At 72.5% G+C, this 16,908-nt stretch carries 12 protein-coding genes; 3 read left to right on the forward strand and 9 right to left on the reverse strand.

Annotation, left to right across the window (positions count from 1 at the left end; translation table 11 throughout):
• Positions 1–121 precede the first annotated feature (121 nt).
• The 6 genes from AC4IJH_RS16190 to pyrG form a co-directional block, all read right to left on the reverse strand.
• Positions 122–712 (reverse strand): hypothetical protein, encoded by a 591-nt coding sequence (locus tag AC4IJH_RS16190; RefSeq protein ID WP_490852401.1) that lies wholly within the window; start codon positions 710–712, stop codon positions 122–124.
• A complete protein-coding gene (locus tag AC4IJH_RS16195) occupies positions 697–1,713 on the reverse strand; it encodes a ParA family protein (RefSeq protein WP_490852422.1) in 1,017 nt (338 codons plus the stop codon). The genes AC4IJH_RS16190 and AC4IJH_RS16195 overlap by 16 nt, the downstream gene beginning before the upstream one ends.
• A gap of 488 nt (positions 1,714–2,201) precedes the next feature.
• Positions 2,202–3,317, reverse strand: a complete 1,116-nt coding sequence (gene ald / locus AC4IJH_RS16200; protein ID WP_490852423.1) for an alanine dehydrogenase — start codon at positions 3,315–3,317, stop codon at positions 2,202–2,204.
• Between the two features lie 175 nt (positions 3,318–3,492).
• Positions 3,493–5,625, reverse strand: a complete 2,133-nt coding sequence (locus tag AC4IJH_RS16205; protein WP_490852402.1) for a tetratricopeptide repeat protein — start codon at positions 5,623–5,625, stop codon at positions 3,493–3,495.
• 194 nt (positions 5,626–5,819) lie between these two features.
• Positions 5,820–6,446: an NUDIX domain-containing protein gene (locus AC4IJH_RS16210; RefSeq protein ID WP_490852403.1), complete on the reverse strand. Its 627-nt coding sequence runs from the start codon at positions 6,444–6,446 to the stop codon at positions 5,820–5,822.
• A gap of 92 nt (positions 6,447–6,538) precedes the next feature.
• The gene (gene pyrG, locus AC4IJH_RS16215; RefSeq protein ID WP_490852404.1) at positions 6,539–8,212 is read right to left on the reverse strand and encodes a CTP synthase; all 1,674 of its coding nucleotides are present in this window, start codon (positions 8,210–8,212) and stop codon (positions 6,539–6,541) included.
• Between the two features lie 409 nt (positions 8,213–8,621).
• Between pyrG and AC4IJH_RS16220 the strand changes: the two genes are divergently transcribed.
• Positions 8,622–10,430 (forward strand): glycoside hydrolase family 15 protein, encoded by a 1,809-nt coding sequence (locus AC4IJH_RS16220; protein ID WP_490852405.1) that lies wholly within the window; start codon positions 8,622–8,624, stop codon positions 10,428–10,430.
• 67 nt (positions 10,431–10,497) lie between these two features.
• On the opposite strand, the gene AC4IJH_RS16225 is transcribed toward AC4IJH_RS16220, so the two are convergent.
• Together AC4IJH_RS16225 and AC4IJH_RS16230 are read right to left on the reverse strand one after the other, a co-directional pair.
• Complete coding sequence (locus AC4IJH_RS16225) at positions 10,498–11,829, reverse strand: MFS transporter (RefSeq protein ID WP_490852406.1); 1,332 nt, start codon at positions 11,827–11,829, stop codon at positions 10,498–10,500.
• Positions 11,830–11,917: 88 nt separating this feature from the next.
• Positions 11,918–13,066: a beta-1,3-glucanase family protein gene (locus AC4IJH_RS16230; RefSeq protein WP_490852407.1), complete on the reverse strand. Its 1,149-nt coding sequence runs from the start codon at positions 13,064–13,066 to the stop codon at positions 11,918–11,920.
• Between the two features lie 158 nt (positions 13,067–13,224).
• On the opposite strand from AC4IJH_RS16230, the gene AC4IJH_RS16235 reads away from it, so the two are divergent.
• A complete protein-coding gene (locus AC4IJH_RS16235; RefSeq protein WP_490852408.1) occupies positions 13,225–14,256 on the forward strand; it encodes a LacI family DNA-binding transcriptional regulator in 1,032 nt (343 codons plus the stop codon).
• Positions 14,257–14,367: 111 nt separating this feature from the next.
• Entirely contained in the window at positions 14,368–15,990 is a 1,623-nt protein-coding gene (locus tag AC4IJH_RS16240; RefSeq protein ID WP_490852409.1) for a PucR family transcriptional regulator, read from the forward strand.
• Positions 15,991–16,027: 37 nt separating this feature from the next.
• Here the strand turns inward: AC4IJH_RS16240 and AC4IJH_RS16245 are convergent, their stop codons facing one another.
• Positions 16,028–16,813 (reverse strand): phosphodiesterase, encoded by a 786-nt coding sequence (locus AC4IJH_RS16245; RefSeq protein ID WP_490852410.1) that lies wholly within the window; start codon positions 16,811–16,813, stop codon positions 16,028–16,030.
• Positions 16,814–16,908: the final 95 nt, after the last annotated feature.

The following is a 16,908-nucleotide window of genomic DNA, read 5'->3' on the forward strand; positions in this document are numbered from 1 at the left end:
GGGCTGGCCACCGGAGGGCGGTGCCCACCGGTGGCCGCAGGCTATCCCGCTGAGCGCGCGGCGACGCCGATCGCGGCGCCCGCGGCCCCACCGGACGTGGCGGGCCGCGCCCGGCGCCCGGTCAGCGCCCGCGCAGCCGCCGCACCAGGATGCTCGCGTCGCCGCGCGATTCGAGGTCGGCCAGGACCACGGCGACCGCCTCGCGCACGATGCGCCCGCGGTCGACGGCCAGGCCGTGCTCGCCGCGCAGGACGAGACGGGCGTGCTCGAGGTCCATCAGCTCCTCGGCGGAGACATAGACCGTGATCTTCTCGTCGTGCCGCTCGCGGCCGCTGGGGCGGCGGTTGGCGCCCCGGCCGCGGCGGCGGGTCGGTACGGCCGCCTGGGCCGGGTCCGGCTCGGGGGCCTCCTGCCGGCGGCGGCCCTTGGACTGCTCGGCCGCTTCGCGTCCGCTGTGCTCGTGCTCGGCCGACGCGGCGCGCCCCGACCCGCTCTCGCCGTCCTGCGCCCCGTCCTCGGCCCCCGTCCGGGGGGTCCGCTCCGCCGGGTCGCTCTCGCCGCCCGGCGCGGGGACGCGCGGGGTCTCGCCGTTCGCGCCGCCCGTGCCGCCTGCCTGGCGCCGGGAGGACTTGGGCGAGGACGCCTGCAGCGCCATCCCCCCGGTCGTACGGAAGAGCTCGTCGGCGCCCGGCAGACTCACTCGGCGTGACACCGGGCGAGCACCTCCCTGGCGAGCTGACGATAGGCGGCGGCACCGACGGAGTTGGAGGCGTACGTGGTGATCGGCTCGCCCGCGACGGTGGTCTCGGGGAAGCGGACCGTACGGCCGATGACGGTGTGGTAGACGTGATCGTCGAATGCCTCGACGACCCGCGCCAGGACCTCGCGGCTGTGCACGGTGCGCGAGTCGTACATCGTCGCCAGGATGCCGTCGAGCTCCAGGTCGGGGTTGAGCCGCTCCTGGACCTTCTCGATCGTCTCGGTGAGCAACGCCACACCGCGCAGCGCGAAGAATTCGCACTCCAGCGGAACGATGACCTTGTGGGCCGCCGTGAGGGCGTTGACCGTGAGCAGACCCAGCGAGGGCTGACAGTCGATCACGATGTAGTCGTAGTCGGCCATCAGCGGCTTCAGGGCGCGCTGGAGCGTCGACTCGCGGGCGACCTCGCTGACCAACTGCACCTCGGCGGCTGACAAATCGATATTGCTGGGAAGCAGATCCATATTCGGGACCGCTGTCTTCAGCAAAACCTCGTCGGCCGACATGCCCCGCTCCATGAGCAGGTTGTAGACCGTCAGGTCCAGTTCCATCGGGTTGACGCCGAGGCCGACCGACAGGGCGCCCTGCGGGTCGAAGTCGACGAGCAGGACCCGTCGCCCGTATTCGGCGAGCGCGGCGCCCAGATTGATGGTCGAGGTGGTCTTGCCGACCCCGCCCTTCTGGTTGCACATCGCAATGATCTTTGCCGGGCCGTGGTCGGTCAGCGGTCCCGGGATCGGGAAGTACGGCAGGGGACGCCCCGTCGGACCGACCCGCTCGCGGCGCTGGCGGGCAGCGTCCGGCGCGAGCGTGGCCGCGTATTCGGGATCCGGCTCGTACTCCGCGTCCGGATCGTAGAAGTGCCCCTCGGGCAGGTCGTCGTAGTCGGCGAGGCGGGCAGGATCTGAGCCGCCCTTGTCGCCGGCCATGGCGTTCACTTGATGGCCGTCCATGCTCTGATGGGCTGTCGTCGTCATGCTCTGGTGGGCTGCGAAGGTGTGGACAGCTACGGAGCCGACAGCCTTTAGCCCCGAGGGACCCTGGCCCCGTGCAACCGCTCCTGGTTGACCACCTCCGGGAGAAAATGTCGACTCATTCACAAGTCGTCTTACCTCCTTGGATGTGACCAGGAAACTTATCGATAGGTCAGCGTGGCACCATGCCGACGGTTGGCGACTCTATGGCGTGTCGGGCGTTCGCAGCAACACAATCCGCCGTACCCGGCCCGATGTGTCGGCAACCGAACACCCAGATGTCAAGGGTGCAAGGCGCACAACCGGGGTGTTTCGGGGGTGTGCGAAACGGTTAAAGGGCTATGTTCACGGCGAGTTGAGGACGCCTCCTACCGTGTCCGACATAGGGCGTGTCGCAAACGCGACCGGCCGGGCCTTGCTGACAAGGCCCGGCCGGGTGTGCGCTATTGACGCGCGTCGTTGACGGCTCAGCCGAGAAGCGAGCTCAATTCGACCGATTCCAGCCCGTGCGCCTCGGCGACCGGGCCGTAGACGACCTTGCCGTCGTGGGTGTTCAGGCCCTTGGCGAGGGCCTCGTCGCGGCGCAGCGCCTCGACCCAGCCGTTGTTGGCCAGCGACACGATGTAGGGCAGCGTGGCGTTGGTCAGCGCGTGGGTGGAGGTGTTGGGGACCGCGCCGGGCATGTTGGCGACGCAGTAGAAGACCGAGTTGTGGACCTCGAAGGTCGGCTCGGCGTGGGTGGTGGGCTTGGAGTCCTCGAAGCAGCCACCCTGGTCGATCGCGATGTCGACAAGGACACTTCCCGGCTTCATCTTGGCGACGAGCTCGTTGGTGACCAGCTTGGGAGCCTTGGCGCCCGGGATGAGGACCGCACCGACGACCAGGTCGGCCTCGACGACGGCCTTCTCCAGCTCGAAGGCGTTGGAGACGATCGTCTGCACCTTGGTGCCGAAGATCTTGTCGGCCTCGCGGAGCTTGTTGATGTCCTTGTCCAGCAGCGTGACGTGGAAGCCCAGGCCCACCGCGATCTGGACGGCGTTCCAGCCGGAGACACCACCGCCGATGACGACGGCCTTGCCCGCCTGGACGCCGGGGACGCCGCCCGGCAGCACGCCGCGGCCGCCGGCCTGGCGCATCAGGTGGTACGCGCCGACCTGCGGGGCGATACGGCCCGCGACCTCGGACATCGGGGCGAGCAGCGGCAGCTGGCGGCCCGCGGTCTCCACCGTCTCGTAGGCGATGGCCGTGGTGCCGGACTCCAGCAGCGCGTCGGTGCACTCGCGGGAGGCGGCCAGGTGCAGGTAGGTGAAGAGGGTCTGGTCCTTGCGGAGGCGGTGGTACTCCTCCGCGATCGGCTCCTTGACCTTCAGCAGCAGGTCGGCGGTGGCCCAGACCTCATCGGCGGTGCCGAGGATGTTCGCACCGGCGGCGACGTACTCCTCGTTGGTGATGGAGGAGCCGAGACCGGCGTCCTTCTCGACGAAGACCTCGTGGCCGTTGCGTACGAGCTCGTGGACACCGGCGGGCGTGATCGCCACCCGGAACTCGTTGTTCTTGACCTCGCGGGGGATGCCGACCTTCACGTCGATCACGGTCCTTGTAAGAGAGCTTGCAGGAGAAAGATCCATACATCCGCAGATGCGACGGATGTCCGGACAGGCCGCGGCGGACGCGACCAACCCAGTCTATTGAAGGATCTGCTGTTGTCTAGCCTTGCAAAGCATTAATTACCGCGAGAAACTCCACCGATTTCGTAGGTCACTCCGGTTGATCTTCGATGAGCTGCTCCCCGAGACCGCGATGCAGCCGTGCCGCCGCCGGGTCCCCGAGCCGCTCGTAGGTATCCGCAATCCGCAGCTGAAGTGCGGCTTCGAGGCGCTCATCCTTGGCGAGCCGGGCGCATTCGAGCGCTTCGAAACAGGTCCGCAGCGCCTCCTCAGGCCTCCCTGCGTACTCCTGTACCCGCGCCGCCTCACCCATCGCGCGCGCCTGCCCGAGTACGTCACCTAGCCTGCGGTAGGCCCCCGCGGCGGCCCGCCACTGCCCCAGGGCCGCGCCCCAGCGCGCAGCGTAGGTGAGCACCGCGCCGATCCGGCCGTGCAGCCGCGCCGCGTCGGCGCTCTCGTCCCGGGTCAGCCGCAGCTCCAGCGCCCGCCCGTACCAGTCGGCGGCCCGCGCCCAGTCCCCCAGCTCGGTGTACGTGCCGCCCAGCGACTCCAGCGCGCGGCCGGTGGCGACGGCGTCCTTGACCGAGCGCGCCGCCTCCAGCGCGCCCCGGTAACGGGCGAGCGCGTCCTGGGCGCGTCCGGCCTGCCCGTCCAGGTCGCCGAGGTTCAGCAGCGCGGCGGCCTTCTCGCGCGCCAGACCGCGCCGCTCGGCGACCTCCAAGACCAGCCCGTGCAGTCCGTACAGGTCCGCGGCGGCGGCCTCGGCCCCCTGATGGGTGATCAGGGTCCGTACCAGCGCGGCCATCAACCGCCGGTCCAGGGTGTCCAGTTCACCGTCCTCGACCGCGATACGGGCCGAGTCCAGCAGCGCCGCACGGCGGCTGTGCAGCCACTGGGCCGCCTCCTCGGCGGACCCGAAGCGCAAGGAGCGCGGCAGCCCGGAGAGCCGCTGGCGCGCCGGGGAGTCGGCGGGCTCGCCCATGGCCCGGCAGGACTGGAGCAGGCGTACGGTCCGCTCCAGCATCCTGGCGCGGGCGAGCTGGATCTCGGCGGGCCGCTCCCGTTCCTGGAGCAGGGGCCGCACCAGTGGTGCCAGACAGCCGGGCAGACGGTACTGGGGGCGCGCGCCGGCCCCGGTGGACGCGGCGGTGCCGCCCGGCACCGGGCGCAGCAGGCCGAGCCCCGCGAAGTCCGCCAGGGTGGTCTCCGCGGCGGCCACCGAACAGCCCGCCAGCGCCGAAGCGGTGTGCGCGTCCACCAGGCCGCCGGGCGCAAGAGTGATCAGCCGCAGTATCCGGGCGGCCGGCTGCGGCAGGGTGGCGAGCACGAGGCGGAAGGCGCGCGACAGCGGCCGGGCGCCGGTGGGCTGCTCGTCCGGCAGGGGCAGCGCGCGCAGCGCCTGGAGCAGGTCGGCCACCGAGGCCTTGGGCCGGGCCGCGAGCCAGCCGCCCGCCAGGACGAGGGCGGCGGGCTGCCCCCCGCACTGCTCGGCCACCGCGTCGGCCGAGCGCGGGTCCACGGTGATCCGCGTCGGCCCCGCGTAGCGGCCCAGCAGCTCCAGGGCGGCGGCGCTGTCCAGGCCACCCAGCGCGCACGGCCGTACGCCGGTGATGCCGGTCAGCGGGCCCTGGGCGATGACGACGACCAGGCAGTCGGGGGCGTCCGGCAGCAGCGGTTCGACCTGCCGCGCGCCCGGGGCGTCGTCCAGGATCAGCAGCGCGCGGCGCCCGGCCAGCGCGGTCCGCAGCGCCTCGGTCAGCTCGTCCGCGCCGGCGCCGGGCGGGGCCGGGGCGTCCAGACCGGCCAGCAGCTCGCGGGCGACCTGGTCGGTGGGGGCGGGATCGCCGCCGGGGTCGGTCAGGCGGGCCCGCAGCACCCCGTCGGGGTACTCCTCGGCGAGCTCGCGGGCCAGCTCCTCGGCCAGGGCGCTGCGGCCGGAGCCGGGGCGGCCCGCGATCAGCAGCACTCGGCTGCGCGAGCCGCGGCGCCCCGAGAGGGTGTCGAGGCCGGCGCGATCGATGTCGGCGCGCAGCGCCTTGAGTTCACGCCGGCGACCGACGAAATCCGTGGCGGCGGGGGCCGTTGCGGCCGCGGGTACGGTGGGCCGGGCGGCGCCGCTGCGGCTCGTACGGCCCTGTGGAGCGTCCTCGGTATCGGTGCTGGGCACCCTGCGGCCGCGCGCCGCCGCGACGGAACTGTCGTTCCCCACCGCCTGATCCGTCACGGGCCACGCTCCCGTCCACCTGCGCGTTCGGCCCCGCCGCGGTCGCGAACGGGAACGCGACCGAGCGTAGTTCACGACCCGTCACACCCCCTGCGGAGCGCGGCGGTCGGGTCACCCGTCCGGATCAGCCCATGATCGCACCGGAGCCCGGCGGGCCCGCCGGCCGATGGCGCGGCGGCGTGCGGGCGGGGTGGCTACGCCTCGAACGGGCGCGCCGGCCAGGGCGCGTCGGCCGGCCGCAGCGCGTCCAGCCCCTGGCCCGCCTGGGCGGCGGTCAGCGCCATCACGCCCACGACCAGGCAGTTGTTGTGCAGCTCACCCGCCAGTACGCCGCGCACGAGCTCGGCGAGGGGCACCCGCGCCTCCTCCATGTCGGCCTCCTCCTCGGAGACCTCGAAGCGCTCGCCCTCCGCCTCGGACAGGTCGCGCGCCAGGAAGATCCGTACGGCCTCGTCGCAGCCGCCGGGGGTGGTGTAGACGTCCACCAGCACCCGCCAGTCCTCGGCCTTGACGTGCGCCTCCTCGTACAGCTCGCGCTGGGCGGCGTGCAGCGGGTTCTCGCCGGGGACGTCCAGCAGCCCGGCCGGGATCTCCCACAGCTTCTGGCGCACCGGGTGGCGGTACTGGCGCAGGACCAGGACCCGGTCCTGGTCGTCCAGGGCGACGACGGCCACCGAGCCGGGGTGGACCTGGTAGTCGCGCTTGACGGTGGTGCCGTCGGGCATGACGACCTCGTCCGTACGGACGCTGGTCTTGTTGCCGGTGAAGGGCGTCACACTCGCGGTGACCTGCCACTCCTCCGGGGTGTCCTTGATCGCCATGTACGTCGTACGTCCTTCCGGGCTCCAGAAAGCAAGGGACCGGGGCCCGGACCCGTGAAGGTCCGGACCCCGGTCCACCGTATCGGCTGGGCCTACTTGGCCGGCTTGCCGGTCTTGCGCGCGGCTTCCTGCTGCTGCACAGCCGCCTTCACCAGGCCCGCGAAGAGCGGGTGCGGGCGGGTCGGGCGGGAGCGCAGCTCCGGGTGCGCCTGGGTGGCGACCAGGTAGGGGTGCACCTCGCGCGGGTACTCGACGTACTCCACCAGCTTGTTGTCCGGGGAGGTGCCGGAGAAGAGCAGACCGGCCTTCTTCTCCAGCTCACCGCGGTAGGAGTTGTTGACCTCGTAGCGGTGGCGGTGGCGCTCCTCGACGTACGGCTGGTCGTTGTAGACCTCGCGCACGATCGATCCTTCGGCCAGCTTGGCGGGGTACATGCCCAGGCGCATCGTTCCGCCCATGTCGCCCTCGCCCGCCACGATGTCCATCTGCTCGGCCATGGTCGAGATGACGGGGTGGGCGGCGGCCGGGTCGAACTCGGTGGAGTTGGCGCCCTCGATGCCCGCCAGGTTGCGCGCGGCCTCGATGACCACGCACTGCAGGCCCAGGCACAGGCCCAGCAGCGGGATCTTGTTCTCGCGGGCGTAGGTGATCGCGCCGACCTTGCCGTCCACACCGCGGTCGCCGAAGCCGCCGGGGATGCAGATCGCGTCGCAGTCGCCGAGCTGCTTCTTGGCGCCGGCCGCGGTCTTGCAGTCGTCGGAGGTGACCCACTTGATCTTCACGCGGGCCTTGTTGGCGAAGCCGCCGGCCCGCAGCGCCTCGGTGACCGAGAGGTAGGCGTCCGGCAGGTCGATGTACTTGCCGACCAGCGCGACCTTGACCTCGTGGTCGGGGTTGTGGACGCGGTCCAGCAGGTCCTCCCACTGGGTCCAGTTCACATCACGGAAGGGCAGGTCCAGCTTGCGGACGACGTAGGCGTCCAGGCCCTCGGTGTGCAGCACCTTGGGGATGTCGTAGATCGAGGGGGCGTCGATGGCGGCGACCACCGCGGCCTCGTCCACGTCGCACATCAGCGAGATCTTGCGCTTGATGGCGGTGGGGACCTCGCGGTCCGCTCGCAGCACGATCGCGTCCGGCTGGATACCGATGTTCCGCAGGGCGGCGACGGAGTGCTGGGTGGGCTTGGTCTTCAGCTCACCGGAGGGGCCGATGTAGGGCAGCAGCGAGATGTGCACGACGAAGACGTTGTCGCGGCCGACCTCGTGGCGGACCTGACGGACTGTCTCCAAAAACGGCAGCGACTCGATGTCGCCGACAGTGCCGCCGACCTCGGTGATCACAACATCGACATCCTCGGTCGCCATGCGACGGATGCGGTGCTTGATTTCGTTGGTGATGTGCGGGATGACCTGCACGGTGTCGCCGAGGTACTCACCGCGGCGCTCCTTGGCGATCACCGTGGAGTAGACCTGGCCGGTGGTGACATTCGCCGAGCCGTCGAGGTCTACGTCCAGGAATCGCTCGTAGTGACCGATATCCAGATCAGTTTCGGCACCGTCATTCGTGACGAATACCTCACCATGCTGGAACGGATTCATCGTGCCGGGGTCGACGTTCAGGTACGGGTCGAGCTTCTGCATCGTGACCCGAAGGCCCCGCGCCTTGAGGAGCGCACCCAGGCTGGAGGCGGTGAGCCCCTTGCCGAGAGAGGAGGCGACGCCCCCGGTGACGAAGAGGTGCTTGGTCGTCGTGGATTTGGGCGGCATGGCCAAGAGGGAGCTCCCGTGGTCGCGAGGTGGAGAGGTGCGATGCGGCGCTGGCCCCGGATGATCAGGGGGTGCCGTCGCTGCGGTTCGGGGGTGCGGAGTCGTCTGCGTCTTCTTCCGGTCCCACCGGTCCACGGGGTACCAGGCTATCAGCGACCTGGCATGGTCGCTTCCGGGCACGCGCGTGGAGCACTACGTGACCCAGGCCACCCGTTCGGCTCAGCACTGCGCTCAAGAGAGTCGCGCGGATCACTTCCGTGCGTCGTATCCTGCTCGGACACTCGCTACGAGCCGTCCGGCAAGGCACCACCCCCGCCCCAATCCCGGACCCCAAGCTCGGCGGAGTTTCATGGACAGGACGGACAGATCACACGTCCCACGGGGGGCGTCACCGCAGTTCTGACGGGAGATGCACGTGGCCGGGCGCATCGAGGACTACGCACTCATCGGCGATATGCAGACCGCCGCCCTTGTCTGCCGGGACGGCACGGTCGACTGGCTGTGTCTCCCCCGCTTCGACTCCCCCGCGGCCTTCGCCGGCCTGCTGGGCACGGAGGAGAACGGGTTCTGGCGGATCGGACCGGCCCACACCGCCGAGGGGAAACCACTGCCCGCCGACCGCCGCCGCTACCGGGGGGACTCGCTCGTCCTGGAGTCGGAGTGGGACACCCCGCGCGGGACGGTGCGGGTGATCGACTTCATGCCGCCGCGCGACGGGGCACCGCAGCTGATCCGCATCGTGGAGGGGGTCAGCGGGCGGGTGCCGATGCGCTCGGCGCTGCGGATGCGGTTCTCCTACGGGTGGGTCGTGCCGTGGGTGCACAAGGTGGACGGCCGTACGGTGGCCGTCGCGGGGCCGGACTCGGTGTGGCTGGACTCCGACGCCGAGACCTACGGCAAGGACCTGACCACGTACTCCGACTTCACCGTCGGCCCCGGTGACCACATCGCCTTCACCATCAGCTGGCAGCCCTCGCACCACCAGCAGCCCGCGCTGCCGGAGCCGGAGGCGGCGCTGGAGGCCACCGAGAGCTTCTGGCGCGAGTGGGTGGACCACTGCACCTACCACGGGCCCTACCGGGACGCGGTCGTACGCTCGCTGATCACGCTCAAGGCGCTGACGTACGCGCCGACCGGCGGGATCGTGGCGGCGCCGACCACCTCGCTGCCCGAGGACGTGGGCGGCTCGCGCAACTGGGACTACCGCTTCACCTGGCTGCGGGACGCGGCGATCACGCTCTCCTCGCTGCTGCGCACGGGCTACCGCGAGGAGGCCAGGGCCTGGCGCGAGTGGCTGCTGCGCGCGGTGGCCGGCGACCCGGAGAACCTCCAGATCATGTACGGGATCGCGGGCGAGCGGGAGTTGGGCGAGAACGAGCTCAACTGGCTGCCGGGGTATGAGAATTCCAAGCCCGTACGGGTCGGCAACGGAGCGGCGGGCCAGCTCCAGCTGGATGTCTACGGCGAGGTCACCGAGGCGCTGCACCTGGCGCACATGACGGGGCTGGCCCGTAACGACTACGCCTCGCTGCTGCAGCTGAAGCTGATCCAGTGGGTGGAGAAGCACTGGGACGAGCCGGACGAGGGCATCTGGGAGGTCCGCGGGCCGCGCCGGCACTTCGTCCACTCCAAGGTGATGACCTGGGTCGCGGTGGACCGCACGATCAAGCTGATCGAGTCGGGCGACGTGGACGGGCCGCTGGAGCGGTGGCAGGAGCTGCGCGAGACGATCCACCGCGATGTGTGCGAGAAGGGGTACGACCCCGAGCGCAACACCTTCACCCAGTCCTACGGCTCCAAGGAACTGGACGCCTCGCTGCTGCTGATCCCGCAGATGGGCTTCCTGCCGCCGGACGACAAGCGGGTCATCGGCACGATCGAGGCCATCCAGCGGGAGCTGGGCACCGAGGACGGCTTTGTGCTGCGGTATCCGACGCAGGGCGAGGAGGCCGGGGTGGACGGCCTGGAAGGGGACGAAGGGGCCTTCCTGGCCTGCTCGTTCTGGCTGGCCGACGACCTGGCGATGATCGGCCGGGTGGAGGAGGCCCGCAAGCTCTTCGAGCGGCTGCTGTCCTTGCGCAACGACCTGGGGCTGCTGGCCGAGGAGTGGGACCCGCGCCTCAAGCGCCAAGTGGGCAACTTCCCCCAGGCGTTCAGCCACGTCCCGCTGATCGACACGGCGCTGCGGCTGACGGCGAGCGGGGCCTACGGGGCGTGAGCGCCGGACTCCGGCCGGTCCGTGTGCGGGCCGGCCGGACCGCTGTCCGGGTGTGTTCGGGGGCGGATCAGGGTCGTACGCGGACCAGTTGACGCACCGTGAGGACCACGACCGGCAGGACGAGGACGGCCGTGGCCGCGTTCAGCCCGCCGTAGCCGACGGCCGCGACGACGGCACCGGCCAGGGCGCCGCCCGCGGCTCCGGCGAGGTTCATCAGGGTGTCGGTCAGGCCCTGGGCCTCGGCCCGGTGCTCGGGCGCCGTGGACTCGCTCAGCAGGGTGGAGCCCGCGACGGTGGCGCAGGACCAGCCCACCCCCAGGAGCAACAGCCCGGTGACGATGGCCCATTGGGTGCCGCCCGCCAGTCCCGCGACGAGCGCGGCGCAGGCGTAGACGCCCTGGCCCAGGAGGATGACCCGCGGGCGGCCGATGCGGTCGGTGAGCCAGCCCACCAGCGGTGAGAAGGCGTACATCCCGGCGATGTGCACGCTGATGGTGAGGCCGATGACGCTCAGCGCGGCGCCGTGGTGGGAGAGATGGAGGGGCGTCATCGTCATCACCGACACCATGACAGCGTGGCCGAGCACCACCGAGACCAGGCCGAGCAGGGCGGCGGGTGAGGAGCGTACGTGGCGCAGCGCCCCGCGCATCCGGGCGCCGAAGGGGGCACCGGCGGCGCGGGCGGCGGGCGGGGTGCCGGTGCCCGCCAGGCGGAGCGGATCCGGGCGCAGCAGGGCCCAGACCAGTGCCCAGCCCAGCAGGAAGGCGCCGACGGAGAAGACGAAGGTGCCCGCTTCCTCGGGGAGGCCGAGCGCCCGGGCGACCGGTTCGCCGGGGCCCGTGAGGTTGGGGCCGATGACGCTGCCCGCCGTGGTGGCCCACACGACCATGGACAGCGAGCGGGCCCGGTGGGACTCCTCGGCGAGGTCGGTGGCCGCGTACCGCGCCTGGAGGTGGGAGGCGGTGGCGGCGCCGATGAGCAGGCTGCCCAGCAGGAGCAGCGGGAACCAGCCGAGCCGGGCGGCGGCGAGCACGACCAGCGAGCCGGCGGCGGCTATCAGCCATCCGGCGCCCAGGCCCACGCGGCGGCCGCGGGAGCGGGAGAGCGCGGCGAACGGGATGCCCAGCAGGGCTGCGCCCAGGGTGGTGAAGGTGGTGGCGAGGCCCGCGGTGGCCTCGGACCCGGTGAGGCGGCCGGCCAGCAGGGCGCCCGAGGAGAGCATCGCGCCCATGCCGATGCCGGCGACGATCTGGGCGGCCATCAGGACCTGGACCGTACGGCGCTGCACCGCGGCGACTCGCGCGCGCTCGGCGCCCTTGGGTGTTAAGGGTGGTCCGGTCGGTGGGGGCGAGTCGGCCGGTTGTGCAGGGTCTGTGGGGAATTGCGCGGCTCCTGACATGCGGCTCAGCGTAGGAGCGGCTACCAGGGCGCGTGCCGGGGTCGGACGAGTCCGTCACAACGGAGGCCCAAAAGAGGCCAGTTCGGGGTCAGAACGGGGTGAGCGTGAGGGTGATATCGCGCGGCGCCCCGTCCTCGATGTAGGAGGCGAAGCCGGCCACGTCGTCGAAGGCGAAGCCGTACGCCCTGCCGTCGAGGGTCGCGGTGTGCATGGCGCGGGCGTAGTGGTTGGTGAGCCGCTCGCGGTAGAAGACGGCGGGGTCGGTGGTGGGCTGGGCCGGGTGAGACAGCAGGGTGGAGCGGTTGAGGGCGGCGCCGAGGACGGCGGCGACGGGCCCTGTGGTGCCGTCGTTGGGGGCGGCCAGCGCGCCGTCGCAGAAGAGGACGTCACGGGTGGTGGGCTTGGCGAAGGAGACGGTGGCGGGGCCGGTGAAGGTGAGCCTGCCACCGGTGACCCGGCCGGTGAAGGTGCCGGCGGCCGTGGTGACCTTGACGTCCTTGGTCGCGTACGCGGCCCAGGCCCGGTCGATGTACGGGGCCAGGAAGTCCCGGGGGAACCGCCCCGCGTCCAGGCCGTGGCCGGGGGCGAGAATGCGGCGGTCGCCGACGACCAGGCCCGAAAAGCCCTCGGTGGCGGCGAGTTCGGAGAAGAGGCGGGCGCGGGCGCCGTTCTTGAGGGTGCCGGTGGTCTGGTCCCTGGCGCCGGTGAGCCGGATGGCGAGCGGCACGCTGAACATGTCGACCATGGTGGTGTTGCAGTACATGCCGTTCTGGTTGTACGTGAACTCGGCGCAGTCGTGCAGGACTTGGTAGTTGGGGTCGGACTCGACCCAGCCCGCGGGGTAGGCGAGGGCGGGTCTGCCGTTGCCGTCCCGTACGGCCTTGAACTTCAGCTTGGCGCCGAGCGCGGTGTAGATCCGGCCCGACATCCGCGGCAGGTGCAGGGTGGTGGTGCCGGTGGCGGCGAGCGGCAGGGCGTAGTCGGTGTAGCCGTCGGGGCCGTTGTCGGAGAGGGCGACCGGCCGCAGCTGTCCGCCGGGGGCGACCCTGACCTGCTGGGTGCCGTCGTTGCCGACGATGTATATCCAGATGGACGCGTTGGTGTAGCGGCCGGTGTTGTTGACGATGCGCAGCGGCATCGTGGCGGCGCCCGGGAGCGCGGCGGCGTGTCCCGGCCAGGCCGCGGCGGTGGCGGCGCCCGCGGCGAGGCCGCCGAGCAGCGTACGGCGGCTGATCATGGCGTGACTCCCTGCTGTACGGGGGCGGGGACCGGCGCCGCGACAGGGCGGCCGGGGCGGGCCGCCGGAGCTTCTGGGAGCGCTCTCAGCCCGCAACAAGGCACCCTGCCCATTCGTTGTCGGACCGTCAAGTAACCGCGTATGAAAAGGTGTTGGACATGTCTGGAAGCAAGGACGCACGCCCGACCCTGGACGCCGTCGCCACCCTCGCCGGGGTCTCCCGCGCCACGGTCTCCCGCGTCATCAACGGCGGTACGGGCGTACGGGCCACCGTCCAGGAGCGGGTGCGCCGCGCGATAGCCGAGCTGGGGTACGTCCCCAACAGCGCGGCCCGCTCGCTGGTCACCCGCCGCACCGGCGCGGTGGCCGTCGTCATCGCCGAACCGGAGACCCGGGTCTTCACCGACCCCTTCTTCGCCCAGCAACTGCGGGGAATCGGGCGGGAGTTGTCGGCCTCCGACACCCAGCTCCTGCTGCTGCTCGTGGAGAGCCGCGAGGACTACGACCGCATCGGCCGCTATCTGGCGGCCGGGCACGTCGACGGCGCGCTGATGTTCTCGCTGCACCGCGACGACCCGCTGCCCGCCATGGCCGAGGCTTGCGGGCTGCCCACGGTCTACGGCGGGCGGCCCGGCTGGGCGGGCGCCCGGCGCGAACCGCGCCCGCTGTACGTCGACACCGACAACCGCGGCGGCGCCCGCCAGGCCGTCACCCGCCTCCTGGCCCGCGGCCACCGCCGGATAGCGATCATCACCGGCCCGCTCGACCAGACCTCGGCCCAGGACCGGCTGGACGGCTACCGCGACGCGCTGGCCCCCCAGGTGGCCGACCCGCGGCTGATCGCGGACGGCGGCTTCACGGCGCAGGGCGGCGAACTGGCGATGGCCCGGCTCCTGGACGCCGCACCGGACCTGGACGCCGTGTTCGCCTGCTCCGACCTCATGGCCTCCGGCGCGCTGCGCACCCTGCGGGCCCGCGGCCGGCACGTCCCCGACGAGGTGGCGGTGGTCGGCTACGACGACCTGGACCCGGCCACCCTGACCGACCCGCCGCTGACCACGGTGCGCCAGGACGTCGAGGAGATGGGCCGCCTGATGGCCCGGCTGCTGCTGCGCCGGCTGGCGGGTGACGGGGCGGACCTCGCGCCCGTGGTCCTGGAGGCCACGCTGGTCGTGCGCGAGTCCGGCTGAACCGCGCGTACGCCGGGAGCGATCCGCCCGTACGGGCCGGGCCCCGTACCCTGACGCCCCGTACCGGACCATGTCATTCCGCCCGCCGGAATACGGGTAGCGTTCGACGCCATGGGGCCGGAGGCGAACACCGAAGCGGAGATCACGGTACGCAGGGCACTGGAGCTGCCCGCGCTGCGGCGCGGCCTGCCCGAGGTGCTGGCGGGCGAGGACGGACTGGACCGCGCGGTGCGCTGGGTGCACACCGGCGACGCCCCCAATATCGCCGCGCTCCTCAAGGGCGGCGAGCTGCTCCTGACGACCGGCCTCGGCGTCGGCGCCCGCCCCTTCGAACAGCGCGCCTTCGTCCAGCGGCTCGCCGACCGCCGCATCGCCGCGCTCGTCGTGGAGCTGGGGGCGCGCTTCGACTCCCTGCCCCCGGCGATGGTCGACGGCGCGCGGGCCTGCGGCCTGACCCTGATCCAGCTGCACCGCGAGGTCCCCTACGTCGCGGTCACCGAGGAGATCCACACCGAGATCGTCAACAGCCACTACACCCGGCTGCGCCAGGCCGACGAGGTGCTGCGGCACTGTACGGACGTGCTGCTGCGCGGCGGCGGGGCACCCGAAGTACTGCGCCTGCTGGCCGCCTTCACCGGCAATCCGCTGTGCCTGGAGGCGCCCGACGGCAGCCCGCTGTACGCCGCCGGGCCGGACGGCGCGGGCGGCGCCCCGGACGCCGACCCGCTCCAGGCCTGGAAGGGGCTGCGCGAAACCGGCCTGCGGGTGGACGTCCCCGGCGGCGGCCCAGGCCCCGACGCCGTCCGCGCCCGGCTCGTCCTGCTCCCCGTCAACTCCCCCCTCGCGCCCGTCCACCGCATCGCGGCCGAGCGCGCCGCCGACCTCCTGGCGGTCGTCATGCTCCAGTCCCGCCAGGAGGAGGCGCTGGCCGCGCGCGGCCGCGGCGACTTCCTCGCCGACCTGGCGGAGGGCCGGATCGCCGCCGCCGAGGCGCCCGCCCAGGCACGGCTGCTCGGCTTCCGCCCCGGCACCGACCCCGTCCTCCCGGTGGTCATGCGGCTGCCCTCGGCCCTGCCCCCGGGCAGCTGGGCGCTGCTGGCCCAGGCCCTGCGCGAGGAGCTGGCGGCCCCCGGCGTACCCGTACTCCTCGGCGTACGTCCCGTGGAGGGCCGGGTCCCGATGCTCGTCGGCGTCCGCGCGGACCGGGACCACACCGCGGTCGCCGACCGGATCGCCACGGCACTGCACGCGGGGGTGGTGCGCGCCGGACTCGACCGGCCCGCCGGCCCGCGCCCGGTGGTGGTCATCGGCACTCCCGGCGACTGGGCGGCGGCGGGCCCCGGCCTGCGGCACGCGGCCCAGGCGGCGGCCGCCGCCCAGGGACTCCCGGGGCAGCCCTGGTACGACGCCCGCCGTCTGGACATCGAGCTGCTGCTGTGGCGGATGCGCGAACACGGCGAACAGGGCGTGCTGGCCGACTTCGTGGACCGCGCCATCGGCCCCCTGCTCACCCACGACCGGACCGCCCGCCAGCCCCTCCTGCCCACCCTGGAGGCGTATCTGGCCAGCGCGGGCCGCAAGGCCGAGACGGCACGCGACCTGAACGTCAACCGCCAGACGCTCTACGACCGCCTGGCCCGCATCGCCCAGCTCCTCGGCACGGACCTGGAGGACCCGCAGACCGTACTGGGCCTGCGCCTCGCGCTGCGGGCGCGCCGCCATACGGAGGGGTAGTACGGCGGGGTGGTGCGGCGGGGCAGTTCGGCGGGACCTAGAAGCCCACGGTCAGCGCGGCCGCGTGGCTGACCGGCACGGTGTGCGTAATCCAGTGCGCCCCGGCCCGCAGGTGCAGCAGGAAGCCGGTGGGCTCGTGCAGATAGCCCATGGCGCGGTCGGCGCGCAGGCCCAGCTCGCTCTGCCGGTAGGTGCTGGGCGCGACGGCGAGGGTGGTCCCGGCGAACGCCGCGGTGACGGGCCGGTGGACGTGCCCCGCCAAGACCCGTACGACGCGCTGGTGGCGTGCCAGGACCTGCCCCAGCTCCGCGCCGTCGGCCAGCCGCATCCCGTCCAGGTACGGGATGCCGACCGCGACCGGCGGGTGGTGCACACACACCAGCGCGGGGATACCGGGGCGGCTCGCCAACACCCGCTCCAGCCAGTCCAGCTGCGCGCCGCCGAGCCGCCCGGCGGGGGTGCCGGGCGCGTGCGAGTCCAGCGCCACGACCGTCAGTTCCGGGCGCTCCGCGGCGTAGTGCGCCTGCTTCGCCTCCGCCAGATACGGGCCGCCGGCGAAGGTGTCGAGGAAGGCCGCGGGTTCGTCGTGGTTGCCGGGCAGCAGATACAGCGGCAGCGGGAAGCCGTCGAGCAGGTCCCGCAGCGCCGCGTACTCCTCGGGGTGCCCGTGGTCGGCCAGGTCGCCGGTGACGACCACGCAGTCCGGCCGGGGGTCCAGGGCCAGTACGCGGCCGAGCGCCCGGTACAGCCCGGCGGCCGGCTCGGCCGCGAGGGGGCCGGTGGTCAGGTGCGGATCGCTGAGATGTGCGACGGAAAGGGTCATAGGGCCACCGTCCCGCCGCCGTTCGGGCCTGGTCCACCGGTCCGGCTGTGGGCGAAACCGGCCGCCGCCGCGTACCGGCGCAGGGGGCGCAATGA

The sequence above is a fragment of the Streptomyces sp. UF-297 genome, assembly GCF_058245575.1.

What these genes read in the sequence shown, in the direction of transcription:
- AC4IJH_RS16195 (WP_490852422.1), bottom strand. Translation starts at nt 1,713, where the DNA reads ATGGACGGCCATCAAGTGAACGCCATGGCCGGCGACAAGGGCGGCTCA.
- AC4IJH_RS16210 (WP_490852403.1), bottom strand. Translation starts at nt 6,446, where the DNA reads ATGGCGATCAAGGACACCCCGGAGGAGTGGCAGGTCACCGCGAGTGTG.
- pyrG (WP_490852404.1), bottom strand. Translation starts at nt 8,212, where the DNA reads ATGCCGCCCAAATCCACGACGACCAAGCACCTCTTCGTCACCGGGGGC.
- AC4IJH_RS16220 (WP_490852405.1), top strand. Translation starts at nt 8,622, where the DNA reads ATGCACGTGGCCGGGCGCATCGAGGACTACGCACTCATCGGCGATATG.
- AC4IJH_RS16225 (WP_490852406.1), bottom strand. Translation starts at nt 11,829, where the DNA reads ATGTCAGGAGCCGCGCAATTCCCCACAGACCCTGCACAACCGGCCGAC.
- AC4IJH_RS16230 (WP_490852407.1), bottom strand. Translation starts at nt 13,066, where the DNA reads ATGATCAGCCGCCGTACGCTGCTCGGCGGCCTCGCCGCGGGCGCCGCC.
- AC4IJH_RS16235 (WP_490852408.1), top strand. Translation starts at nt 13,225, where the DNA reads ATGTCTGGAAGCAAGGACGCACGCCCGACCCTGGACGCCGTCGCCACC.
- AC4IJH_RS16240 (WP_490852409.1), top strand. Translation starts at nt 14,368, where the DNA reads ATGGGGCCGGAGGCGAACACCGAAGCGGAGATCACGGTACGCAGGGCA.
- AC4IJH_RS16245 (WP_490852410.1), bottom strand. Translation starts at nt 16,813, where the DNA reads ATGACCCTTTCCGTCGCACATCTCAGCGATCCGCACCTGACCACCGGC.